Genomic DNA, 24080 nt, shown 5'->3' with positions numbered 1-24080 from the left:
CCCGGCGACCTCGTGTTTCGCCCAGTTCCTACGCGAGGACGTCACCTTCCTGACCCCGGCCTGGCTCGTACTCACCTGGCAAGAGGTCGCCTCGGCCAAGGTCCCCGAACGGGAAGCCCCCGGCTACGCCTGCTTCGTGCCCTTCTCAGACGGCGCAGCGTTGCCTAGGCACCTGATAAAGGAGGAACTGGAGCCCGCCGTCCGCCCGAGGACGATCGAGACGGTCACCCAGTCGTCGAGGTCAATCGGCAACTCACAGGTACGGGTGTCCGTTCATTCATCGATCGTCCCGTCTCCTACTTCTAGGGCTGAGCTCGCTGCGACCCGACCGAATGGCGACGGTGGTGCAGACGTGGTTCCGGGACAGCGACACGACGGCTGTGCGAATGGTGCGGCTCTCTCGGCAAGGGGCCTCTCTTCGCCGTCGGAATGCTCGTGCGATCGATGCGACGGAATGCAGACAAGGCGTCATCTCTCTCGTAGCCTCTCCCGGCCGCTCGAAAGCCCGCGGCCGACCCGCCTTCTAACCGGGAGAGGGCGTTTTCGTCACACCCGGAGCATCGGGACCGTTCGGGCGGCTCCACCGTCCCGCCGCTGTTCTCCTGAACGCCAATCGGCCGGGCACCCTGGCCCTGCCGGATTCGCGGAGGACTTTGACCGCCGACTGGTCCCCATAAGGGATACTCGCCCACAGCGAGCATTGGAAAAGGCACGAGACGCATCCGAAAGACCCGAGGGTGTACTCGACCATCCCCGCCGCCACCACAAGGCTCGGGTATTTGATGACCTCGCCTTCACCCTGCTTTGTGACCGCCTTCGCACCTGGTTCCCGGAGAACACGTGAAACTCGCCGAGCCTGACAACCCCGTCCGCTTCTCTTGGCTAACCGACCAGGGCCACCGCCTCAGCCCCGGCCCCTACGTCTCGGACGGCTACGCGGCCCGGATGCTTCTGAAGAACTTCCCACGCACCCAAACCCTCGCCGAGGTCACCAGCGGCCGCATCTTCAGACCGGGAATCTTCAAGCGTGACTGGACAACCCACCCAGAATTTGGCGTCCCCTACCTTTCAAGTGCTGACATTTTTCAGGCAGACCTGTCCTCCCTGGCCATGATCACAAGGAAGTCCTTTCGGAAGATTCCTAAGCTGGCGCTGGAGCCAGGATGGACACTTATCACCTGTGCTGGAATGACTGCGGGCCGTGTCACCTATGCCCGCAGCGACATGGATGGATTTGCTTGCAGTCAGCATGTCATCCGTGCTGTCCCAGACGTCGACGTAATACCTGCTGGATACCTCTATACGTTTCTTTCCAGTTCGTACGGCTCGCCGATGATCAAGAGCGCTGTTTATGGAACAAGCGTAAAGCATATTGAGCCAGCACATCTGACTGACCTGCCAATACCTAGGCTAGACGAAGAGACAGAGCAGCGGATCGACGACCTCTTTCAAGGGGCGATGACGCGCCGATCACGATTCCAGGCGGGCATCACTGAATCCACACGGGATTTCTTCGAGAGTGCTGGTCTTTCGGAGTTGGTCAACTTTCGCTGGCACGATCTTGCTCGGGACACTGGCTTTGTTGTTGCCCCCGTTGAGTCAGCGTCTTTGCGATCGCTTAACTTCTCGCCGAGGGCTCAGAGGCTCATAGGTATCCTCGGGTCAGTTCCAAATCGAACGCTCGGAGAGATATGTCGGGACGGATCTCTTCGCACGGGAGCTCGTTTTAAACGTGTAGATGCAACTCCGGACAATGGTGTTCGTCTGATCGGTCAACGCCAAGCTTTCTGGATGCGCCCGGAGGGGCGTTGGGTTAATCCCGCACTTTCTCCTGCGGACGTGACGCAGAAAGACGAGACGATCCTTATAGCTGCGCACGGCACCCTAGGTGACACGGAGGTGTACTCTAGGTCCGTTTTTGTTACTGGCAACTGGGTTCAGCATGCATACAGTCAGGATTTTGTGCGTGTTGTCAGTAGTGATGCAGATTTCTCGGGCGCTTTCCTTTTCGCTTTCCTGCGGTCCGAAGTGGCGTTCCGAATCCTGCGTTCTATGAGCGTTGGCGGAAAGCAGCAGGAGTACCACCCGAAGCTTCTCCGTGGACTGCCGGTTCCTGAGTGCTCGGCCACAGACCGGGAAAGGATTGCGGAGACGGTGCGGCAGGCATACCGGTGGCGGGACGAAGCTGACGCGCTAGAGGACGAAGCACAATCCTTGCTTACTGGCGCGATGGCCAAAGCGTCCAAGAAGGTGTGATCAAGCTGTGAGGGCGCCGACCGATATCGGATGGCGCCCTCAGCTTGGGTTTAGGAAGTTGGCTGCTTAAGGAGCAGGCTCAGCGGGTGCGCTTGATCTGCAAGACCAGGCCGGTGAACTGTGGCTTGCTGAGGACGAGATAGCCCCTGCCTGGGTTCTTGCTGTCGCGTACGCCGACTGCTTGGAAGAGCGCCGCAACCTCAACGCACTCGCCACCCTGGTTTGTGCTCATGCTGCTCTTGCGCCACATTGGTGTGCTCACAGGACCTCCGATGTGTGAGGTGTTGCGGCTCCATGCCTGTACAGGCTGATTGGCTACACGCTGTTCTTGACCCACTGGACGAGGGCGGCGAACTGGTCGGTTGTGAGGGCGAGGTGTCCGCTCTCTGGGCGTTTGCTGTCGCGCACACCGATTGCCTGGGTAAGCCGGGCGACCTCCACACATTCGCCAGAGGTGCCCTGTGTTGATCGGCTGCTCTTACGCCAGGTGGGGGGAGTCATCTGAACGTCTCCATCAGTTGTTCGATCAAGCGTCGAGATGAGTCTAGAGGCAGAGCTACAGCACCGATGCGGTCGAACCTGAGCTTAAGCCCCCGGACCTCGGACGCCTCCATGACCAGTCTCCCCCCGTTTGGGGCCTCTACGAAGCCGACCTCGCCCCGTCGAACCGTAATGATCTTGAATGGCCCATCGAGCCCCTCATGGGCGCCTGCGACCTTAGGAACCACGCGAAGGATCACGTTGGGAAGTTCGGACAGCTTGACCAGATGAGCAAGCTGGTTGCTCATCACCTTGGGGCCACCGATCGGCAGATCGATTGCGCTCTCAGAGAGAAGAACCCAAAGGTCAGGGGGTGCTTCGCGTTCGAGGATCTTCTGTCGGAGGAGACGCTTTTCAAGATCCTTTTCAACGTTCTGATTGCGGCCCGCCATGAGAAGGGCGCGGGCGTAGTCCGGAGTTTGGAAGAGCGCGGGTATGAGCTGACCGTCGTAACTCTGGATCATTGAGGCATCGACCTCAAAGCCGATGAAGCTCTTGAACCAGGTGGGGTCGTGACCCTGACGGGCGTACCAGAGCATGACCGCAAAGGTCCCGCCGGTGTTCCAAGCCTCATCGAGAATGGCGGCTTGCTTGTCTGTCAGCTCGGCTTCGGCGTTCTCGAGTCTGGAAATCGAGGAACGTGCGCAGTTCAGAAGCTTACCCACAGCGTCGCCGGTGAGTCCACGCTGCATGCGGTGGAACCGTAGTGAGTAGGCGATCCACGCCCACATCGAGGATCTTGGGTCTGGGGGGTCGTTCATGTTCATTCGATCTCGTCCATCCTCTGAAGTTCCGAGTGTTTCCGGGAACAAGAAAAAGATAACCCTAAAGGCGCACTCTGTGTGGCGAAGAAAGGAACATCTGACCTGAAGGACGGTTCCCAAGTGGCATACATGGTGCAGTCTGGACAAATCGGTGGCGCTTTTACGCGCGATATCTCGATGGGCGGCATGTGCGCGTGGCGTCTTCCTTCGGACGAGAGGTGCGCGTCCGTGGCACGTTCACTGGTCCGTGGGGGCGCGGGGCCGCTCGGCCTGGAGCGCGACATCGTCGAGGACGCGGTCTTGGCCGCCAGCGAGCTCGTCACCAACGCCCTCAACCACGGGCTACGCAGCCTGGGCGGCGCCGCACCCGTCCCGCCCGAGCTGTGGGTGTGGGCGAGGGCCACCCCGAAGCCGCAACTGGTGGTGTCGGTGTTCGACGCATGCCGCGTCTTCCAGCCGGACACCGCCCCGAAGAGCGAACTGGACGAGCACGGCAAGGGCCTCGGGATCGTGAGCGTGCTCGCCGACTCCTGGGGCGCGCACCTCTCCCGCTCCTGGGCCGAAAACGCTGTCCAAGGAAAGGTGGTGTGGTGCACCTTCGCGCTGCCGCAGCCGTGGCCGCGTAGGCCCATCGCCGCTCCACCGATGGCGACGGCCGGTCACCTCGCGTCCACCCTCAGGTCCCGCGGACTCAACGTGGTCGAGGGCTACGGCAGGCGCGTAGCGGTGGTGAGCGCACTGGTCGAGGCCCGACGCGAACTCAACGTGTGGATCGAGCCGGGCCACCTCTCCTACAACGCGGGCGCCACCCGCGTCCGCCGCCCCATCGTCGACCTGTACGACACCGCAGAAGACATCGTCCGCTGGAGCGAGGCCGCGCGCCCGCAGGGATAGCTGTCTGCTTCTAAGGGCCTGGATAGTGTTGGATCACGCCACATGAGTGGCAGTGATTCCACCCAGCGGAAGATGGGCACAGCGGTGTGAGCGAGCAAGAGGGACTCGACGTGCCTGTGGAGTACGACCACAGTGGCCACAGCATCGGTGTCGAGGCGGAACAAGCACAGGACGAGTCCGGACACGAGTCGTTCGATCCATCCGAGGTCCAGGGGCAGATCCGCCAACTTACAGTCAGTGAGTTGGTGGACAGGATCCGGCACGGGCGGCTTGATCTGGAACCCGGTTTCCATAGATTGTCCGGAGTCTGGAACGAAGTTACTCAAAGCCGACTTATCGAATCACTGCTGCTCCGGATTCCGCTCCCCGTCCTCCTTGCCGCCGAGAGTCGCGACCAAGTTTGGGTGATCGTAGATGGGGTGCAGCGGCTTACCGCTATCCTTCGATTTGTGGCACCGGAGGTGATTGCTGCGGAGCCGTTGAAGCTCCGTGGTCTCGAATACTTGCACGATTTCGAGGGCTTCGCCTACGGGGAACTCCCTGGCGGGCTCAAGAGGAGGATCGATGAGACGGGGTTGGGCGTCTACCTAATGCGAGCCGGAACGCCTGATGTCGTGAAATACAACGTTTTTTCGCGTATCAATACCGGCGGCCGGGCGCTCGCACGCCAGGAACTCCGGAACGCTCTCGTTCCTGGCCCGGCACGCGACCTGCTTAAAGAACTCGCCGAGAGTGGGGCCTTCCGCAACGCGACCCTGCACAGCATTAAGCCCGGCCGTATGACGGACCGTGAGTTGGCGCTGCGTTTCTTGGCGTTTCGCCTAACCGAACCATCTGACTATCCTGGTGGGGATTTCGAACTTTATCTACGCGAGGCGATGGAGCGGCTCAATGCGCTCCAACCGCAGCAAGTCCAACAGCTCAGATCTGATTTCGACCGCGCGATGCGAGCAGCTAGTGACATCTTTGGTGCGTACGCGTTTCGTAAGCGTTTTGTTGGGCAAGAGCGAAGATATCCGATTAACAAGGCGCTGTTCGAGACGATCGCAGTGGCCCTTGCCAAGCTGAGTTCTGAGGAACTTGCCGTATTGCGCGAGAGATCTGTGATGGTGCAGGAACGGCTTATGATGCTCATGGAAGACGAGCGATTCTTGCAGGCCATCACCAGTGCGACCGGTAACGAAGCTAAGGTACGTTTTCGCTTCCGTGCAGTCGAGGAACTGTTTCGAGAGGTGGCCACGTGCTCCGCAGATTAAGGATCGAGAACTTCAAGGCCTTCGCTTACGCGAACGTGCCATTGTCTTCGTACACAGTCCTGTCAGGCCTGAACTCTTCAGGGAAGAGCACAGTGATTCAGGCCCTAGCTCTTCTGCGTCAGGCAGAGCGAAGTAATCTGCTCCACAGTATCGGTATCGCTGGTTTGCCGCTGAATGGAGAGCTGGTCGAGCTTGGGACCGCGCAGGACGTTCTCAATGAGGACTACCTCACCCGGCTAGGTGGAGATCCTGAGATCGAGTTCTTTCTTGAGGCTGGATCGAGTGAGCAGGTAACACAGACGATGGTAGTCGCGGCGGGCTATGGTCCTGAAGACGACCTGCTCCACATGAACACCTTCGATGTGAACCCCCCGGGGCACCTTAATGATTTTGGAGTGTTCCACCCGAACTTCCAATACCTGCGTGCCGACCGGATCAGCCCAGCGGTGGCCTACCCGCGATCTTTTGAAATGGCCGTGCGTCGTGGATTCCTCGGAATCCGGGGTGAGTACACGATCGACTTCCTACGCCACCAGCAGGACACGGAAGTCCGCTCGCCTCTCCTGCACCATTCTCAGTCGTTGCCGCGTTTGCTGGATCAGGTGGAGGCCTGGATGGGCGAGATCTGTCCAGGAGTCAAGATCCTTACGGAGGCCATCGAACGGACCGACCTTGTTCGGCTCGGCTTCGAGTTTATTCGGCCCGGTCATCTCACGAGCAACCCGCGGCAACCGACGAACGTCGGTTTCGGCCTCACCTATGTGTTGCCGGTCGTCGTCGCCTGCCTCACCGCGCAGCCTGGGTCCCTGATCCTCATTGAGAACCCCGAATCCCATGTTCATCCTCAAGCGCAAAGTGCACTGGCCCGGCTGACATGTGCTGCGGCAGCGGCCGGTGCGCAGTTGATCGTCGAGACGCACAGTGACCATATCCTCAACGGCGTGCGCTTGGCAGTGAAGCGCAAGCAGATTCCCGTCGATGACGTTCGTTTGCTGTATTTCCAGCGCCAAGCCGACGGGATGATCGATATCGTCAGTCCGACGATCGGGCCGGACGGGATGCTGTCGGAATGGCCGCCGGGGTTCTTCGACGAGTGGGACCGTTCGCTCGACCAGCTTCTTGACTGAGGGCCTCCGACTATCGCTCGGCGCGAAGGGGATCTTGTGCGCGTCCTGCTGTTCTTCAACGAACTGTCCTGCACGGTCGTCCTGCCGAAGGAACAGGTGGACGATGCGATGAAGCAGTTCGTCGGAGTGCTCCGGAGGATCGCAGCCCAGCGTGGCGACACGGCCCTCGTCTCGGAGATAAGACTCGCGGACGTGGAACTGGCTCCCGGCTACTACCTCGGTGAATGGTCCGGCCGCCCGGGTAACCGTGACCTATGGCGCTGGATTCGAGGCTTGCAGAACCGTGCGCCCTTCAGCTCGGTCCTTCCAACCGGTGCGGAGGAAGGCGCAGAGTACTTCTGTGACGGTCGCCCCGCGAAGGGGTTAGGCGCCGCGCATCTGATGGACGGTGCTTCGGTGAGCCTGCCCGTGACCCCGGCCTGGGAAGTGCCGTGGGTTCGGGCGCGGCGGGCGACTCTGTCGGATGACCTCGATGGCGATATCCACGAGGATGACGTGGAGATCCGGCATGCGTCAGCGCTCGACCATGTCGATGTTCACCACGATTGGATCAGCGCGGCCGGCATCTCGGAGCTTCGGCGCGGCTCGGAGATCTGGGAGGCTCGCGCTGAGCTCTATCCACATCTACTCTTCCTGCCGCGAACAGAACAGCAGTTCGCCACGCTGGGGTCTCACTGGGTCGTGCAGGGGGCGCGGGAGCTTCTGCGGATCAACGAATCGATCGGCCGATGGGATCCAGCCCGGTCGCCTGAGCCTGCATGGCGGTCATATGTGACGCCTGAGTCCGCCAGCCGCAGGCATTACTGCGAGTTCGAGGACTTCGACGGGGTCATACGGCTCTTCGACCTGCACGGCCGATTCACGCCGGGGCCGGGGCGGGTCTACTTCCGGCTCGTCCCCGAGCAGCGGAAGGCGACGATCGCGAACATCGGCCGCAAGCCCGGCATTTGACCGCCGGTCACACATACTCGTCCTCGTCGCCCACGTCCAGGCCGCTCTCGGCGCGAACCTTCGCGGCGAGGTCGGCGAGTGAGCCCTCGCCGGGCACATGCCAGTGCCGCGTTCCCTGGACCTGTTGGTCGACCCCGGACGCCTCCCGGCGCATCATCTTGACCAGGCCGCTCGCCGAGTACGTCTTACCGTCGGCCTGCCACTGCAACTGCTTGGTCATGGTGTTCCGCCAAACCGCGCGGAGGCGAGCCGGGTCCTCGTCCAGCCACTCCGCCATATCGCGACGTTCGGGCCTGGTGACCGGGCGGAACTCGAGAACCGTTCCGTCCTCGATTCGTCCAGCCTCGACAAGGGTTCGCACCGCGTCGACGTTCCGCCCTCGGCCCGGCGCGACCGTGCTGAGAACCAGGTATTCCAATCGGGGCGTCGGGATGGGGCCTTTCGACAGCATGCCTAGGGCCGCCCGCTGCGCGACCCGCCGGATGCGTTCGTCGTTGCGCATCGCGGGAAGGACCTGGCTCTTCGGCCCATATTCCGCGTCGATGCTGTTCATCACCCAGCTCAGCGCGTCCTCGGTGAGTTCGGTGGCCCGCGTGAGTTGGGCATCCCAGTCGGTGTCCGGCTCGCTGATTCGCGCGGTGTCGAGTTGCCGGAAGACGACATGCGTAATGAGCAGGTCACCGTAGCTGGCCATGGCCGTCGCACGTCTGATCAAACCCTCGCTGAGTTCCTTCAGCCGCGCGCGCACCGCACGCATCACCTGGACCTTGCGCCATACGCTGTACGCGTCCAGCCTCGGCGGGAAGAGTGCTTGGTAGGTTCCGTCCGCCCATAGAGCGGAAATGTCGCGTTTGGCTTTGGCGGCGAACCTCGCGTCACTATGCGTCGCGGCGAGGGCCACGGCGGCCTCCGTCATGGAGCAGCCTTTCGCCTCGTCGATGTGCTGCCCGCTGCGTTTGATCGCATAGACGAGATGCAGCCGGTGTGCGAAGTCCTCCTGAAGGGTGATTTGGACCTCGTCGAGGGCTTTGAAGTCCCGATCTTCGATGGGGTTCTGGGTGTTGGTGCTGGTCGTGACCTGGTCACCGAAGCCGGGCGGGCAGTCTTCCAGCGAGATGAGGCGGACCAGTACCCGCCCGTGCCCCGCCTTCTCGATGTCCGAAGTGTAAGCGCGGTGAATGGCGGTCACCGTCTGGGCGCCGTTCACGACGCTGGCGCCCGTCAGGTGGAAGTCACCTACCCCGCCGGGCCGGCCGCTACCCGACTTCCTGATCGAGTCGCAGAGCAGGGTGATTCCGTTGCTGAAGTACCAGAAGTGCTCTGGGCTGTCCAGCAGGGTGTTCCGGATCTTGACGTTGACGTCCGTGAGGTCCAGGGAGTCGCGAATATTGCGGGCGAAGAGAGCGCGGCCGTGGTCGGAATACCATGATGCGACGTCCTCCGCGGTCATCGTGCCGAAGAACGCGTTGTAGGGCTCGGCCTCACGCCCGTAGTTCTCCAAGCGCGCAACCAATTTGATCTTCGCTGCGGCCGAATCACCGAGAACGGCACGGACGAAGTCCCGGAGATCGAGAACCTCGTAATCGACCATCTCTCCGGCGTAGTTGAGCTGGTCTCTCTTTCTCTCTAGCAACGCGCGCACATCGGGGTTCAGCGTCTCGGCTCGGAGCAGGGCCGGCACCAGTGTGATCTTGGGCGCGGCCGAGTCCAGTGCCTGCTCCAGCAGCTTGACGTGGCGCTGGAACCTGCTGTTGAAGGAGTCGAACTCGCGCTCGAGAATCCGCTCCAGGCCATCGAACATGTTGCGCACATCATCCTCGCCGAAGCGCGCCCTGCCCTTCCGGCTCCATTTGGCCTGGACCAGGGTGATCCGGGCACTGTCGCCTTGCATCTCGACGGCGATGGCATCGAGCCCGTGATCGTCGCGGCCGTCGAACACCGCCCGTGCCGCCTCGCTCGCGCCGCATGGCTGCTGGATCTGGACGGCGAGCGCCGCGAGCCCCCGGCTCAGGAACGCGTCCTCGCGCGCCTCCGCACTGGGCCACGAGAAATCCGACATATCGATTGAATCCGCAAAACGTTGCTTGAGGGCGTCGCGGACATGTCCGATTTGTACTGGATTCACGAGGTCGCCTCCGTAGGGCCTCGAAGAGCTGATTCGTGCCATCCTAAGAGCCCTGCCGGACCGCTCGCTCCCGTCGGCGTCGCCGATTCAGTCTCGGTCATCGGGCTGACGAAACCGAATGACCTCACCACCGGCAGAGGGGTCGGTCAGTGTTGAGGCGATCTGCCGGGCCTGCGCGGAGAGCCGCTCGACGATGTCTTTCCAGCGCCATACGTGCCCGCCTCGCCAGTCCGCGTCGTCAGCGGGCCGCCACTTGCGAAGCGTGTCCAACTCGGCCTGTATGTTAGCCATCTCCTGGATGCCGGGCCAAGAGGATTTCCTTCGTAGCCGCTGTGCGATCGAGTGAAGATGATGCGCGGCGCGGTAGTAGTCCAGTTGGCGATCGGTGAGCCTTCGAGGTGCATATCCGCCGCACTTGGAACACCAGTCGAAGTCTTTGCTGAGTAGGTCGGCGGCGGTCAGCAGATCATCGTACTCGCTGACGGTGGTGGGGCCTCGTGAGTGTGAGCAATAAGGTGAGTGACCCTTGCCCATCGCGGCCGGATCGGCGTTGGTGGTGTAGATCTGCACCTCGGCCAGAGGGCCCAATGGGGCCCCGATTCCACCACCTAGAAATTCGTTTTCGTTCTCATCGTGGAACGGTTGTAGATCAAGGAGGTCCGCTGCGAGGAGGGCGCGCCACACCGCGTCGGGGATGGTGTGGTGCCGGTAGTCGAAGGAGCTCTCCAGGGTTCGTAGGTCGTGAACGTTTCGCGCCAGAGCGAGGCAGCGCAACGCTCTGGCCCGCGTCGCGAGATCGATGTAGGGCGCACTGAGCATTCTTTGCAGCCATGCCTCGCCTGCCGCCACTCCGAGATGGCGGGCGAAGTTCGGATCGTGCGGTGGCAGATTCCGGTCGCTCCACTCCCGTTCGGGGTCCGCCTCGGTTTCCACCGAGAGCCGTTGCATCCATGGATCGATCAGCGATGCGGGCAGGTCTGATACGGCTGCGATGTACACGCCTCGCCAACCGTCCTCGCAGCGCTTCTCGATGACGCTCACGGGCAGGACCTCGACGCCGTTCTCGACGGAGAGGACGACGGCGAGTTGCTCACCGAGTGCCTCGTCGGTCATGCGCAACGCCCGCAGGTGCGCCGCCGCGATGGGGCGCCGCTCCGCCACCGGAGTGTCATCGAGTACGCCCGGGGTCAGTGACTCGTCCGCTTCCTGAGGGTCTGGTGCGGTGGGCAACCCGTCGTCACCCGGCGTGCAGGAGAGCGAGGACCCGCCCGCGAGTAGCCGTTCACCGACCGTTGACGGGACGCGCAGCAGCATGGTTCGCCGCCCCCAGTCCGCCTCCACGGTGTAGGTGGCGAGAACCGCCAGGTCCCAGCGAGGCATCGACTTCACGAAGTCGCCGCGGGGTCGTCCCTCATGCGTTTCGTTCTTGGAAACCCGTGCGAGGATCGGTTGTTCCGGGCGGTCCGGCTGCACGTCGGCCATCGCTTGGGCCTGTGCCGCCCATTCGGCGATCAGCCTTCTCCCCTGCGCAAGAACCGCATCGCGCTTCTTGCGTTTGCGTTCGATGCCGTGTTCGAGATCGTAAACGACAGAGGAGTGTTGCACTGGTGTGAGCCAGTCCGACGCAACGGCCTCTTTCCAGCTCTGCCACAGCCTGTTCAGGCGGGTTCGCACTGTCGTCGCGTCACCCAGAACGGCAAAGGCGGGGTCGTCGGCAGGGAGTTCAGGATCTGGGGCTTGGAAGACCGCGGTCGCTGCCAAGAGCGCCTTCGGGTGGCAGAACCGTCCGGCCCTTTCACGGCACACTTCCACGTATTTGCTCTTCTGGTCCAGCTTCGGCCGGGCCCAGGGTTCCAGCCATGGATACTGCGTGACGACGGTCAGAGCCCGATGGAGACTCTCCGCAGCCCTCGCCCACCGCAGGAAGACCCATTCGCGGAGGTCACGGGCGTCAGAGAACTCTGTCCACAGGTCCTCGGCTTCGTCTTCGCCGTCCTCGGGAGGGTAGTCGCGATCGTGCAGCAGGAGCGCGGCTTGGGTTACTTCCTCCTCGGTCCACTCCTCCTCGTCTGGGGTGGAGTAGGTATCGAGTTCGTAGCAGAGCCCCGTTCCCATGACCGCTCGCAGAAAGACGCTCAAGGCGGTGCCTGGTCGCATCCACCGCACCCGTTCGTCGCACTGACGGCACAAGCGTGCGATGGTCTCGGCGTTCAGCGGAAGCGTCAGGGAGCGGACATCCCTCGTCCGCAACGCGGAGCATGATGGGTCGGCGTGCAGGCGGGTGCCCTTGCTCTTGGCGGCATGAAGGGTGATCTGCGTTCCTTCGAACGGGCCCAAAGGAATGTCGGCGGGTAACGCGAAATCGGGCACGGCTCTCTCCCCGTTGGCGGCTCCAGTGCCCGGAGTATCCCGAACTCGTCGGGGCGCCGCAGGCCAAGCCGAAGACCGGAACCGGCCTTCCCAGGCTGGACTGCGGCGGCCTCCGCCGCGCTTTGACCAATACGGTGGATAACTGCGGCCCGGCGTTGTTAGATGGGCTGCGGCGCGGACGGCAACGCGGCGGAAAGGCGGTCCGGTTAGGTCATGGCGGACATCGTCGGCGGAGGGCCACCGGTCAATGACGCCGAGCGTGCGGCCATCGCGCATCTGCGCGACCATGGGCCCGACGACTGGCTGGTCCTGCACAACATCGAAATCCCGGTCCGCGGCGACATGTACGAGGTCGACCTGGTCGTGGTGATGCCGCACGCCGTGTGCATCATCGACGTCAAGGGCACCAGGGGACGCGTCGAGGTGGCGGGCCGCCGGTGGTATCCGTCCAACCGCGGTTCCTTCCACTCTCCGGTGGCCAAGCTCCGCGACCACGCCAGGGCCTTGAAGGGCGAACTCGCTCGCCGGGACCCGAGTCTCAACCGCGTCTACGTGGACGCCTTGGTGGTCCTCACCGCCGATGACGCGGTGCTGATCGATGCCAGCGACCGTCCGGACGCCGACGCCCACGATGTTTCGCGCCTCGACGATCTGATCACCGTGCTCGCCGATGTGTCCCGGGTGCGCAGCGGCTTCCCTCGTGACATCCGACGCCACCGCCGAGCGATCCTCAACTCGCTGCGCGGTGTCGTCCAGATCCCGACCGGGCCGCAGCGGTTCGGAAACTGGGTGGTGCGGGAACGGCTGGGAGTCACCGACGAGGTCACCGAGTATCGCGCCGGCAACGCCACCGTCACCACGTCGCAGACGGTACTGCTCAGGGTGTACAAGGCCGACCCTTTCCAGCCGGAGAACGCCCGCGAGGCCGAGCGCATCGCCATCGCCAACGCCTACGAGGTTCTGGCGAAGATGCCGAGACATGAGTGCGTCGTCGGATGCCGCGACTTCTTCGCCACCGAGGACGAGAGCCAATTCGTCCTCGTCCTCGACGACGTTCGCGGTGGCGCGCTGCGGTTGCGAATCGGCAATCCACGGCAGGCACTCGCGATGGACGCCCGGTACCGGGTGATCGCCGACATCCTGCGCGGTCTCGCCCACGCACATGCGCATCGAGTGATCCATCGTGCCCTGTCTCCGGCGTCGGTCCTGGTGGCCACGGGCGGGAAGGGGATGCTCACCGGATTCGACTACGCCCGTCCGGAGGACCCCAGAACCCACACGGTGGTCAATCGGCTCGCTGACGCCGTTGATCCCGCGTATGTGGCGCCCGAATGCCAGTCCCGGGCCCAGGCGATGAGCCGGGCATCGGACGTGTACGCGGCGGGTGTCATCGCCTATCAGATGCTGACCGGGGAACTGCCTTTCGCCTCCACGTCCGATCAGTACGAGAAGCGAAGCGTGTTGCCCACCGAGCCCTTGGGGGCCGCCGGGGTTCCGCGTCGGGTCACCGAATTGCTGGGACGGATGTGCGCGCAGGAGCCCTCCGCGCGTCCATCGGCCGCCGAAGCGCTACGTGCTCTGATGGGAGCGTCCCGTGCGACGTCCGGCCGTGGCACCGCCACCCGCGTCGACTACCGGAACCTGCCCGAAGGGCACCAGCTGACCCGGAAGTACACGATCCAGCGCAGGCTGGGCAAACCCGGCTCGTTCGGCGCCGCCTACCAGGTGTACGACAACCTCGCGGGCGGCGACCGGGTCGTGAAGATCGTGGACCGTGATCGTGAGTCGCTGGTGGAACGGCTCAGGCACGAGTATCAAATCCTGCTCGGCCTGCCGCCGCACGACAACGTCATCAAAGTCGAGGGCGCCGATTATCTCGACGGTGGTGAGACCCCGTACCTGGTGTTCGAGTACGTCGACGGACAGGACGTCTCCGCGCTGGTCGCCGAGCAGGCCCTCGGCCCCGCGGACGCGGTGAAGCTCGGCGTCGAGGTCGCCAGGGGCCTGGTGTTCCTGCACGGCTGCGGCATCTACCACTGCGACATCAAGCCCGGGAACCTGCTGTGGACCGACCGGGGCTGCAAGATCATCGACTTCAATGTGTCGGTGTCGGCGGAATCGAGCATGTCCAAGGCCGGCGGTACGACGAAGTACCGGCCGCCGGACAACGAGAACCACGTACCACCGACGGCCGCCGACCTCGCCGACCGCGACGTCTACGCGCTCGGCGTGACGCTCTACCAGGTCCTGACCGGACGCTACCCGTTCGCCTCGGGCAGCCCCACCCTGGGCGAGGCGCCGGTGGACCCTCGGTCTCTGAGCGGACTGTCGGAACTGTCGGACACGCTTGTGGACACCGTGACCAAGGCGATCGCCCCGATTCGCAGCTCGCGCTACCGCGACGCCGGGGAGTTCCTGGCCGCGCTTGAAGCGATCGGTAGCGAGGTGCATCGCCGCCCGCGGCCCACGCCGCCGCCAGAACCTCGGCCGGTCGTGGCGGAGCGCAACGTCAACCCGTTCGTCACCCACCTGGCGACCCTCTACAGCCAGAGCACCAGCAGCAACGCGGGCACCAGGGGCAAGGATCCGCACGACCTCTATGTGGCGACCGCGCTGGACACGAAGCTGATACCGGACGTCTTGAAAGGCCAGTACCGCCTGGTCGTGATCACGGGCAATGCGGGAGACGGCAAGACCGCCTTCCTGGAACACCTTGTCTCCGCGGCGGTGGAGCGTGGTGGCACTCCCGGCGAGACGCGCGAGAATGGCGCCGACGTCCGTCTCCTGAACGGCCGGTGGCTGCGAACCAACCACGACGGCAGCCAGGACGAGGGCGACAAGGCCAATGACGAGGTCCTGGCCGAGTTCTTCGCGCCGTTCGCGGACGGGGAAGAGCAGGCCGACTCGGAAACCCGGCTCATCGCCATCAATGAGGGGCGGCTCGTCGACTTCCTGACCTCGCACGGTGAACGATTCAGGTCCCTTGAAACCGCCGTCCGGGCCGGATTGGACGGCGGCCCACCAACGGACGGAATCGTCGTCGTCAATCTGAATCGCCGTAGCGTCGTTGCGGGTTCCGAAAAGCTGGACGGCCCCATCTTCGACCGGATGCTGGCCAGGATGACCCACGAACGATTCTGGGAGGCGTGCCGGTCCTGTGACCTGGTGGAGTCCTGTTACGTCCCGCACAACGTGCGGACGCTGGCCCATCCCAGCGCGGGGCCGAAGGTCGTCCGGCGACTTCGGGAGCTGTACACGCTCGCCCACCTGCGCGGGCGCATGCACATCACCCTGCGAGATCTGCGTTCGGCGCTGGCCTTCACGCTGACGTCCGGTAGAGACTGCGCGCAGATCCACGGGCTGTACAACGGGAACACCGACGGTGCCGTCGAAGAGATCCTCTCCGGGTTCTATTTCAACGCCTGGCTGGGACGGCCCGGAACCCGTGACCGGTTGCTCGCCTCCCTTCAGGAGATCGATGTCGCGGCGCCTCCCGCGCCCGCGCTGGATCGGCGGTTCGCCCATATCGGACCGGAAGCCGGCCAGGCGATGATGACCATTGACCGGCGCGGCAAGTACGACATGTCGTTGCTGCGCGTGCTCTTCGAGAGGGTGGCGGGCGGTGGCTCCGTGCCGCGTGACGCGTCCGGAGATCTCCCGTTGTACCAGGCGTCCGTACGACGCCGGTTCTACTTCGAGGGGTTGGACGACAAGCGCGCCCGCGCCATGACACCCTTTAAGTCGGCCGAGCGCTTCCTGTCGGTGCTGGCCCGGCCCGACCAGGCCGCAGAACGACTGCCCGAGCTGATCTATGCCATCAACCGGGGCGAGGGCCTGCCCGATCCCCGGCGGCTCGGTGACACCCTCGCGCTTCAGGTTCGCCAGGTGCCCGGCGGCACGATCCGCAGCTACCGGCTCTTCCCGGTCGAATCGCTGTCGCTGGCCACCACCGGCGGTGACACGTCCCCCTATCTCGAACAGGATCCCGACGGGTTGGTGCTCTCCTACCGCGGTCCCGGCGGTCAGACGGCCCGGTTGCGGATTCAGCTCGACCTCTTCGAACTGCTCGACAGGTTGCACAACGGCTACCTTCCCGGCGTCGCCGAGCAGCAGGGGCACTACCTGGGCCTCACCATCTTCAAGAACGAGCTCTCGGCGGCGCCCTACCAGGAGATCGTCCTCGCCGCCGGGACACGGGACTTGCACCGCGTCCGCCGCGAACCTGGCGGCCGCCTTGTGATGGAGCCGTTGGTGAGCGAGGGGAGGGCGCGGAACGATGACACTGAGCCGCGGTGACAAGGAGTTCCGCCATCCCGGGGTGAGCTACCTGGATTACAAGCAGCTGGAGATGGACCGCGTTCTGACCGCGTTCCTGCCCCGGCTGTGGTGGGGCGGGAGATCCAGCATCCTCTCCCGCAGATCCGACCTGGATGTCGATGATTTCACCCAGACATTCCAAGAGCACCCGGAGTCATTCGTCGGCTTTGAAGCCGACATCACCCGCAGATGGGTGGAAACCCATCTCTTGGACATCGTGAACCGGGGCAAGCCGACTCAGGCGGTCGCCGGGCTGCGGCCGCTGCACGGATTCACCTACCGCTTCAGGAACGCGCACCGGTCCCGTTCCTACGGTGCCGACGAACAGCTCTACGAGATGATCCACCACGCGTCGGATCCGGGGCGCGGTGCCCGGACCTTGGAGCACCTGAAGAACTTCTTCTTCGACGGCATGGACCAGCGCACCGAGAAGCCGCGACCCGACGCCGACATCGATGTGGAGACCCAGGCACTGATCAACCTCTCCGAGGCGGTGAAACGCGATATCACCGACCGGGCCGCAAGCGGTAAGGACCGTCGTTCGCATCCTCCGCTCTACCCGCAGGCGTCCGATGTCCTGGTCGAGGACGTGCTCCGGCTGCTGTTCCACCGGGAACTGATCCCGCGCTCGGTCCTCGTCGACCATCTCAAGATCCTCTTTGCCTTCCATCTCGCGCTCTACCACCTGCGGATCCTGAAACTGCTGCCCGCGCTCGTCGCCGGTCGTCCAGCGCGGCCCGATGGAGGGTTCTTCCTGGACGTGGCCGGGATCCCCGGCACGCCGGCGGCACGGTTGGCCGAGCGCAGCGCCGCCGTGTGGTTCGGACGTATTCCCGACTTCATCGAGGCGACCTTCACGGTGAAGCGGCTCGATGACCTCGCGCGACACCTGGTACGGCGTGGCGCCCTGCGCACACCCGGACGCGGATTCTTCCTCGTCGGCGAGCTCCTCCGGTTGCTCGGGCCGGAGCACCGGGAGGAGCGCGACAGATTCGCCGGAGGACGGCTGGCGGCGATCGAGGGAACGTCCACAAGTGACGCCGACATCGATCGGGAGGTCGAGCAGATCCTCCAGCTCGGGCTGGACGACTTTACGGCCTACATTCAGATCATCACGGCCTACCGGGTCGCCTTCCACCGCAAATACCTCACTGGCTGCCTTGACTCTCTGCTCCTGAAGAAACGGCCCGGGGCGCTGATCGCACAGCCGCGCGGGGGAGAGCGCCGGTTCGTCCTGGACAGTCGGCTCCTGGAAGTGCTGCTCCAGCTGTCCCTACTCAGGCAGAGAGACGACGGGGAGTACTACACCGCTGCGTTGCGTGTGGACGAATTTCTTGACATTCTCCGCGAGCGCTACGGGCTGTACATCGACCGGTTGCCCGTCGGCGACGGCTTCGTTCGCTCGACCATCGACCAGCAGTCGGCGTTCCGCGCCAACGTCGACGCGTTCACGGCACGGCTCAGAGAGATCGGCTTCTACTCGGACCTGTCCGACGCCTACCTGACACAGACGATCACACCGCGTTACACGGTCGGCAGGCCAAGCCGTTCCGGGGAGAGTGCATGAGCACCGGGCTTCAAGAGCTGCGTGAACAGGACCTGGAGACGGCACTGGAACGGGTCCTGGTGCCTCGGCTGTCGCGATATCTGCGGGAACGCGGTCCGGGCCACTGCATGCGCGTCACCGAGATCGGGCCTTCCCTCGCGGCGCGACTGTGCCGACGAGTGCGCAGTGCCACCGGCGACGATGGCCAGGTCTACGTGTTGGGCCCCGCGGTTCCTTCGGAGGGGGCCACGGCCGTCCCTCCGGATGTGGCCGTGACGAGCACCAAGTTGGTGGAACTGCGAAACCCCGACGCGCAGGGCCGGCAACGCCCTCCGCTCCTGGTCTTCGTCACGCCGAGGACGCACGCCAGCGCCGAAGACTCCTTCGGCGTGGCCACCTTCGAGGACGTTCCGCTGGGTGACGTCTACACCGAACTCGCCGCGCGGCTTCACAGCGAACTCCCCGAGGCCCTCCGGCGCATGGTCGAAGAGATGTTCGCCGTCATCGACGAGCAGGCTTGGGCCCACGCGGAGGACTATGCCCGCTGTCGCTATCTGCTGACGATCCAGCTCAACGACAACGACCCCATGGCCGCCGGAGCAGCCGTCTTCGAACTCGGTCTCATACCCGACTTCGACCTGTTCCGCGACCCGGCCCAGGTCAAGACCCGCACGGGCATGAACGTCCGCCAGGCACGGATACTGGGGAACGCCGAGCGGCCCGAGCGTCAGCGGGTGATCGAGCTCGGCTTGACCGATACCGCGTTCCGGGCCCGTCTGGCGGACCTTTTGGCGCGGACGGGGCTTGAGGACCCTCGGGCTTGGACGCGACAGATCGTGGTCGATAAGGCGAACTGGAACCTCGCCTTTCACCGCTGGCCACTGCGTGAAGAACGAACCACCGAGGCGCTGCGCATCACCGTCGATGAACTGCAACTGCCCAAGGCCGGCGACTCGGCTGAGCATGCTGGAAACGCCGTCCTGAAGAACATCATCGGACAGCCGTTCCTGCACGGAGGACCGCAGGGACCGAATCAACTCGCCGTCACCTTCCAGGTGGAACCCGACCCGCGGCAGGTGGCCGGCCTGGCCAGCTTCGTGGCCCATCTGATCTCAGAGGATTCGGGACCGACCGGGGTGACCGCGACCGTCCGGCTCGGTAAGAGCGCGAAGAACACCTACAAGGCGACCCTCAAGAAGCTCCGCGCCGCTGAACTGGAGCCGGGCTGGCACTTCATTCGGGTGACACCGCAGGATGACGAAGGGATCCCGCTACCGGTCCAGGTGGGCTTGGACGACTCCGGACCCGGTAACGAGAGCGACCGGTTCATGGTCATCGCCAAGGGCGATTTCGATGAGCCGCCGCCCCGGCAGCGCGTCGTCCGGGAGGTCGGTGTCAGCCAGGCCCTTCGCAGACTGGAGTTCAAGGCGCTCGAAGAGTCCCGCGATTGGCGCGGCATCCGTGCCAAGAGCGTCTCGTGGAAGAGCGACGAAGGTGCGGGACGGTATGTGCTGCACGCCACTTTCGGGGGACATGGATCCGCCGATATCCCGCTCGCACCCACGCTCTTGGACGTGCAGCGGAGTGTCCTCGCCGAGCCCGGTCGGCTCCGTCGCTGGCGGCTCCCGGTCATGGTCGACCACGCCGGTGACCTTCTCCCAGAGGACCTTGTGCTCCAGGCCGAATCCGATGGCGCCGTGGACGCGTTTCTCGCGGCACGCCATGCAGTGCTCACGGCCGTCGCGGGTGACGACGGCCTGGTGGTCGAGGGACGAGACCTGCTGGACTTGCGCGACGAGATACACCGGTACGCCGAGGCCTACCGCGAACTCGTCTCCTGGCAATTGCGCCGTACGGAGCGCGCCGGTGAAGACCGGCAGACCGGGCTGCTCCGCGAACTCGCCGTCCTGCTTCAGATCGACACCGTCGAGGTCGGCTTCCGGGATCTCGATGGAGCCCGGCAGGATGTCGTCCTGGTCGCCCCCACGCACCCGCTTCGACTGCTGTGGCTGGTGACATGGTCCGAACTCGGCCACCGATGGCTGGAGAACGCCCGAGAGAACACCGCCCCGGTGATCGCCGCGGCCGGGCGGACTCTGGAGGGTCTGTCACCCCTCGGCTTTCCTCTCGCGATCCCCCTGCACGACGGGTCACTGACCATCGCCGCCGCTGATCTCAATCCGTACTGGGGCGTGTGCCTTCCCACCGGAACCACCGACCCCCAAGGGCTCCTGTCGGCGCTCTCCACGGCACTGCGTCTGCCGGGCAGGTGGAGCGGCGGCCAGGCGCTCTCTGGACGGGTACTCGCCGACCGGGTCGAACGGTACCTGCGGTTGCATCCCTACGTCAGGACGCTGGTGATCAGCGCGGTGATCGCCGGCCGCGCCGACCAGCTTGCGGATATGCTGCTCGAACTGCAACGGCGTAAGGGCCTGTCGGACGTGAAGTACGACATTCGCCTCTTCGTCCCCGATCCCCAGGCTGCCGGCAATGGGGAGGCGCTCGCCGAACTGCTGCGGGGCGAGGGGGACTTGGCCGCGGGTACCGAGGTCTTCCACACCCGCACGTCCACGGGTATCTACCCGAAGCTCGCGGTGGCCGTCCGGCCACTTTCCGAGTTCCGCGCGGCGACCAGCGAGCACCCCGTCCACCTCACGATGCTCTTCGACGCGCTGAGCGGGGAAAGCTTCGACGCCGCCCCCCGTGGTGGCTTCCGAATGGCCCCCGTCCACGGCCTCGTCCAGGACGTCTCCACCACGTATCTGGAGGACGAAGAAACTGTCACCTGGCACAAGCAGCCACAGCACGGGCCCGCCCAGCCCATCGGGGGAGCCGAGGAGTTCTCCGACCTGCTGTCCGCACTGCCCGCGACGCTGTCCTCGGCGGCCGCCGCGGTGGCCACCGGGCAGGTGGGCACCGATATGGTGCCACGCGTCACGCTCAACCTGGACGCGCACGACGGAGCCCTGCTGCACCAGGCGCACCGAAGCAGCGACTGGGTGATCACCATCGACCGGACGATGGGTCTGGAGTACTTCGACAGCCCGGGTAGCGAGCGGCGACCCGACTATGTCATCGATTTCGATGTGGACGCCGGCGAGGGGCTGGGGCACCACCTGGTCGTGAGTTCACGATCGGTCGACGAGCTTCGCGCTCTACTGGCACCTGCGTGCGCCCAGCACGGGTTCAGCGTGGAGGCGCGGCACACCGGCACCTTCTTCGATCAACTGCGGTTGCTCTCGGGACGGCTCGCTTTCAAACTCGCTTCGGCGACGCCGACCGAGCGGACCGAGGTCCTGGGTCTTGCCCTCGCCCGGCTCTTCCTCGATTACCAGGGCGTCTTGACCGACCAGATCCTGGTGCCACTCGACGCGCATCTCGGGCTATATCGGGATGCGCGCAGGCGTGCCGACGAAGTCGCCGAGGCGGTCAGCCTGAAACGCACCGACCTCGCTTTGCTGAGCCTGGACGCGCGGCGCCGAACCATCACGTGCCGGCTCGTCGAGGTCAAGTGCTACAGCACTCTTGGCGGGCTCGCCGCCTACGAGCAGCTTAAGAACAGGATGATCGAGCAGCTCGATTGCAGCCAGACCGTTCTGGCGGAGCACTTCGACCCGCATCGCGAGAGTCCGGACCGTCCGGATCGCGCGGTCCGCAACGCCGAACTCGCCGCCATGCTGCGTTTCTACGTCGGTCGAGCGGTCCGGCACCGCACGATGCGACCGGACGCCGCCGTCGAGGCCCGATGGCTCCTTGACCGGCTCGACGCCGGATACAGGCTGCAATTCACCCGTACCGGGCTGATCTTCGACCTGTCCGGGAAAGGCACGAGTTCGGAGTTCGAGGCCGGGGTCGAGTTCCACCGAATCGGTCGGAACCTTGCCGAGGAACTTCTGGACTCCGTCCCCACCGACCCCGTTCTGCCCGCCGCCGAGAGCACGCTGAGCGGTCTCGACCTCACCATGCCGCGACTGCCCGACGCGGCGTTCCGCGCTCCCGTCCGCGATCATGCGACTCCCGAGGAACCGATCCGCATCGATACCACCGATCTCGCCGAAGAAGTGGTCCCCGAACCCCGCTCGCCGGAGCCCGACAATGCGGAACCCGAATCGATCGCGGGGGAGGGCGCCGCGGCACCAAGCATCGAAATCGAGCCGGTTGCCGATGCGGAACCAAGCGGCCCGGAGGAAGCCGCTGACCAGGAGGAGATCCCGGACGTCTTTTTGGGAACAGCTGGGCCATCCCCTCAATACGGGGTGCTCGGAGAAGCCGCGGGGCGTCGGATCGCGCTGGACCTCAACGAGACGCACACGATCAGCCTCTTCGGAGTCCAAGGCGGCGGGAAGAGCTACACGCTCGGATCGATCATTGAGGCGGCGTCACTGTCGGCACCACCGGTCAACCGTCTTCCGAGCCCGCTCGCCACGATCGTGTTCCACTACAGCCCGACGCTGGACTACGCACCCGAGTTCACCAGCATGCTCGCCGCCAACGACGATCCAGAGCAGGTGCGTGTCCTGGGAGAGACGTACAGCGGTCGTCCCGCAGCCCTCACCGACGTTGTGATGCTCGTCCCCGAAGACCAGTTGGGCCAGCGTCGCGCAGAGCTGCCCGGCATCCAAGTACTGCCATTGAAGTTCGGTGCGGCCGAACTCCGCGCGGAGCACTGGCGCTTCCTGATGGGGGCGATCGGGAACCAGTCCACGTACATACGGCAACTGCAACGGATCATGAAGGCACATCGCCGGAACCTGCGGCTGGACGTCATCCGGACCGGTGTCGAGCAATCCGGCATGTCGGACAACCTCAAGCAGCTTGCCCAGCAGCGGCTCGATCTCGCCGCCGACTACATCGACGACGATGCCCGAGTGAAGCCGCTCGTTCGACCCGGTCGCATGATCATTGTTGACCTGCGAGATGAATTCATCGAAAAGGATGAGGCTCTCGGTCTTTTTGTGGTTCTCATGCAGTTGTTCGCCGAGGCCGGGAGTGACGGTGAGCGCTTCAACAAGCTCGTCGTCTTCGATGAGGCGCACAAGTACATCGAGAGCCCGGACCTGGTGGACGGCCTGGTGGAGAGTGTCCGGGAGATGCGACACAAGGGCATGAGCGTGTTGGTCGCCAGCCAGGACCCGCCATCGGTCCCGATCTCCTTGATAGAACTGTCCAATCACATCATCCTCCACAAGTTCACCTCGCCTGCGTGGTTGAAGCACCTGCAAAAGGCCAATGCGTCACTTGCGGATTTGACGTCCGCGAGAATGGCGAATCTCGGTCCGGGGGAAGCCTACGTCTGGTCGAACAAGGCAAGCGATGCGGCTTTTATGCGCAGCGCCGGGAAGATGCGGTTGCGGCCGCGACTGACGAGACACGGCGGTGTCACGAAGACGGCCATCGCGAATGTGACGCCCGCCTCAGGTGGCGAGGGCGCCGACTCCACGGGCAACTCTTAGTAACCGTCCGGCGGAGGTGCACAGCCCAGCGTGGGGTGGCGCTGCTCACTCTGTGTTGGGTGGGGCGATTGTGGCGTCGAGGTCGTCGGCGAGGTGCGCGGGGGCGCGCATGCGCCAGGCGTCGGTGATGAGTTCTTCGAGACGGGCGTTGTCCACTTTGCTCAGCCACAGCATGACCAGGGGCAAACCGTCATAGGCGCGTGTGGTGAAGAAGCGTTGCGGCTCACCGAGCAGCAGGGCCTGTTTCTCCGCCTCGTCGCCGACGTACAGGACGGCGATGTCGGTTCGGATGACGCGCGGCTTCCCCGGTATGCGCTCGGGGTAGGACCAGACGAAGCCCTTGCCGCCGACCCGGTAGTCGAAGCCGTCGCTGTCGATCTCGACCACGTGCGGTAGCGCGGACGCCAGCCGGTGAACGTCGTCGGCGTCAGCCATCGTGGTCGCTCCCGCTCACCGCCTGCCGCACAGGTGCAGGCTATCG

Annotated in this window: 14 protein-coding genes and 1 pseudogene; 9 read left to right on the top strand and 6 right to left on the bottom strand. The window is 64.4% G+C overall.

Annotated elements, in window-relative coordinates; translation table 11 throughout:
• Window positions 1-840: 840 nt before the first annotated feature.
• Window positions 841-2256, top strand: coding sequence for a methylation-associated defense system restriction endonuclease subunit S MAD5 (gene mads5 / locus BZB76_RS01250; RefSeq protein WP_121432443.1), 1416 nt, complete (start codon window positions 841-843; stop codon window positions 2254-2256).
• 79 nt (window positions 2257-2335) lie between these two features.
• On the opposite strand, the gene BZB76_RS01245 is transcribed toward mads5, so the two are convergent.
• From BZB76_RS01245 to BZB76_RS01235, 3 genes are read right to left on the bottom strand one after another with little or no spacing between them, the layout of a single operon-like run.
• Window positions 2336-2518, bottom strand: coding sequence for a DUF397 domain-containing protein (locus BZB76_RS01245; RefSeq protein WP_246006693.1), 183 nt, complete (start codon window positions 2516-2518; stop codon window positions 2336-2338).
• 53 nt (window positions 2519-2571) lie between these two features.
• The gene (locus BZB76_RS01240; RefSeq protein WP_121432441.1) at window positions 2572-2757 is read right to left on the bottom strand and encodes a DUF397 domain-containing protein; all 186 of its coding nucleotides are present in this window, start codon (window positions 2755-2757) and stop codon (window positions 2572-2574) included.
• Window positions 2754-3563: a helix-turn-helix domain-containing protein gene (locus BZB76_RS01235; protein ID WP_147449264.1), complete on the bottom strand. Its 810-nt coding sequence runs from the start codon at window positions 3561-3563 to the stop codon at window positions 2754-2756. Before BZB76_RS01235 ends, BZB76_RS01240 begins: the two co-directional genes overlap by 4 nt.
• Before the next feature lie 225 nt (window positions 3564-3788).
• On the opposite strand from BZB76_RS01235, the gene BZB76_RS01230 reads away from it, so the two are divergent.
• The 5 genes and pseudogenes from BZB76_RS01230 to BZB76_RS01215 all read left to right on the top strand — a co-directional run bounded on the left by BZB76_RS01230 (window position 3789) and on the right by BZB76_RS01215 (window position 7788).
• Entirely contained in the window at window positions 3789-4454 is a 666-nt protein-coding gene (locus tag BZB76_RS01230; protein ID WP_170180465.1) for an ATP-binding protein, read from the top strand.
• A gap of 86 nt (window positions 4455-4540) precedes the next feature.
• Entirely contained in the window at window positions 4541-5710 is a 1170-nt protein-coding gene (locus BZB76_RS01225; RefSeq protein ID WP_121432438.1) for a DUF262 domain-containing protein, read from the top strand.
• Window positions 5695-5787 (top strand): annotated as a pseudogene (locus tag BZB76_RS36595) (hypothetical protein); the annotation flags it as partial. The gene BZB76_RS01225 and the pseudogene BZB76_RS36595, both read left to right, overlap by 16 nt.
• 15 nt (window positions 5788-5802) lie before the next feature.
• Window positions 5803-6837 carry an AAA family ATPase gene (locus tag BZB76_RS01220; protein WP_246006692.1) on the top strand — a complete coding sequence of 345 codons (1035 nt, stop codon included), beginning with the start codon at window positions 5803-5805 and terminating at the stop codon, window positions 6835-6837.
• A 36-nt stretch (window positions 6838-6873) separates the two neighbouring features.
• Window positions 6874-7788: a hypothetical protein gene (locus tag BZB76_RS01215; protein WP_121432436.1), complete on the top strand. Its 915-nt coding sequence runs from the start codon at window positions 6874-6876 to the stop codon at window positions 7786-7788.
• Between the two features lie 7 nt (window positions 7789-7795).
• Here the strand turns inward: BZB76_RS01215 and BZB76_RS01210 are convergent, their stop codons facing one another.
• Together BZB76_RS01210 and BZB76_RS01205 are read right to left on the bottom strand one after the other, a co-directional pair.
• On the bottom strand, window positions 7796-9913 hold the full coding sequence (locus tag BZB76_RS01210) for an AIPR family protein (protein ID WP_211342770.1): 2118 nt from the start codon (window positions 9911-9913) through the stop codon (window positions 7796-7798).
• Window positions 9914-10000: 87 nt separating this feature from the next.
• The gene (locus BZB76_RS01205) at window positions 10001-12283 is read right to left on the bottom strand and encodes a hypothetical protein (protein ID WP_121432435.1); all 2283 of its coding nucleotides are present in this window, start codon (window positions 12281-12283) and stop codon (window positions 10001-10003) included.
• Between the two features lie 213 nt (window positions 12284-12496).
• Between BZB76_RS01205 and mads6 the strand changes: the two genes are divergently transcribed.
• Genes mads6 through mads8 form a run of 3 tightly spaced genes read left to right on the top strand, consistent with a single transcriptional unit; the run spans window position 12497 to window position 23599 of the window.
• Window positions 12497-16579 (top strand): methylation-associated defense system protein kinase MAD6, encoded by a 4083-nt coding sequence (mads6, locus tag BZB76_RS01200; RefSeq protein ID WP_121432434.1) that lies wholly within the window; start codon window positions 12497-12499, stop codon window positions 16577-16579.
• Complete coding sequence (mads7, locus tag BZB76_RS01195) at window positions 16560-18167, top strand: methylation-associated defense system protein MAD7 (RefSeq protein ID WP_121432433.1); 1608 nt, start codon at window positions 16560-16562, stop codon at window positions 18165-18167. The genes mads6 and mads7 overlap by 20 nt, the downstream gene beginning before the upstream one ends.
• Window positions 18164-23599 (top strand): methylation-associated defense system ATP-binding protein MAD8, encoded by a 5436-nt coding sequence (mads8, locus tag BZB76_RS01190; protein ID WP_121432432.1) that lies wholly within the window; start codon window positions 18164-18166, stop codon window positions 23597-23599. Before mads7 ends, mads8 begins: the two co-directional genes overlap by 4 nt.
• Window positions 23600-23644: 45 nt before the next feature.
• Here mads8 and BZB76_RS01185 read toward each other — a convergent pair whose 3' ends face one another.
• Window positions 23645-24034, bottom strand: a complete 390-nt coding sequence (locus BZB76_RS01185; RefSeq protein ID WP_121432431.1) for an MmcQ/YjbR family DNA-binding protein — start codon at window positions 24032-24034, stop codon at window positions 23645-23647.
• Window positions 24035-24080: the final 46 nt, after the last annotated feature.

The organism is Actinomadura pelletieri DSM 43383, from assembly GCF_003634705.1.
Lineage (GTDB): Bacteria > Actinomycetota > Actinomycetes > Streptosporangiales > Streptosporangiaceae > Spirillospora > Spirillospora pelletieri.
The sequence above is the reverse complement of the archived record's forward strand: the minus strand, read 5'-3'. Positions and strand labels throughout refer to the sequence as shown.

Excerpts from the sequence above, each read along its gene's own strand:
- mads7 (WP_121432433.1), top strand. The coding sequence starts at position 16,560 with ATGACACTGAGCCGCGGTGACAAGGAGTTCCGCCATCCCGGGGTGAGC.
- BZB76_RS01235 (WP_147449264.1), bottom strand. The coding sequence starts at position 3,563 with ATGAACATGAACGACCCCCCAGACCCAAGATCCTCGATGTGGGCGTGG.
- mads8 (WP_121432432.1), top strand. The coding sequence starts at position 18,164 with ATGAGCACCGGGCTTCAAGAGCTGCGTGAACAGGACCTGGAGACGGCA.
- mads6 (WP_121432434.1), top strand. The coding sequence starts at position 12,497 with ATGGCGGACATCGTCGGCGGAGGGCCACCGGTCAATGACGCCGAGCGT.
- BZB76_RS01240 (WP_121432441.1), bottom strand. The coding sequence starts at position 2,757 with ATGACTCCCCCCACCTGGCGTAAGAGCAGCCGATCAACACAGGGCACC.
- BZB76_RS01185 (WP_121432431.1), bottom strand. The coding sequence starts at position 24,034 with ATGGCTGACGCCGACGACGTTCACCGGCTGGCGTCCGCGCTACCGCAC.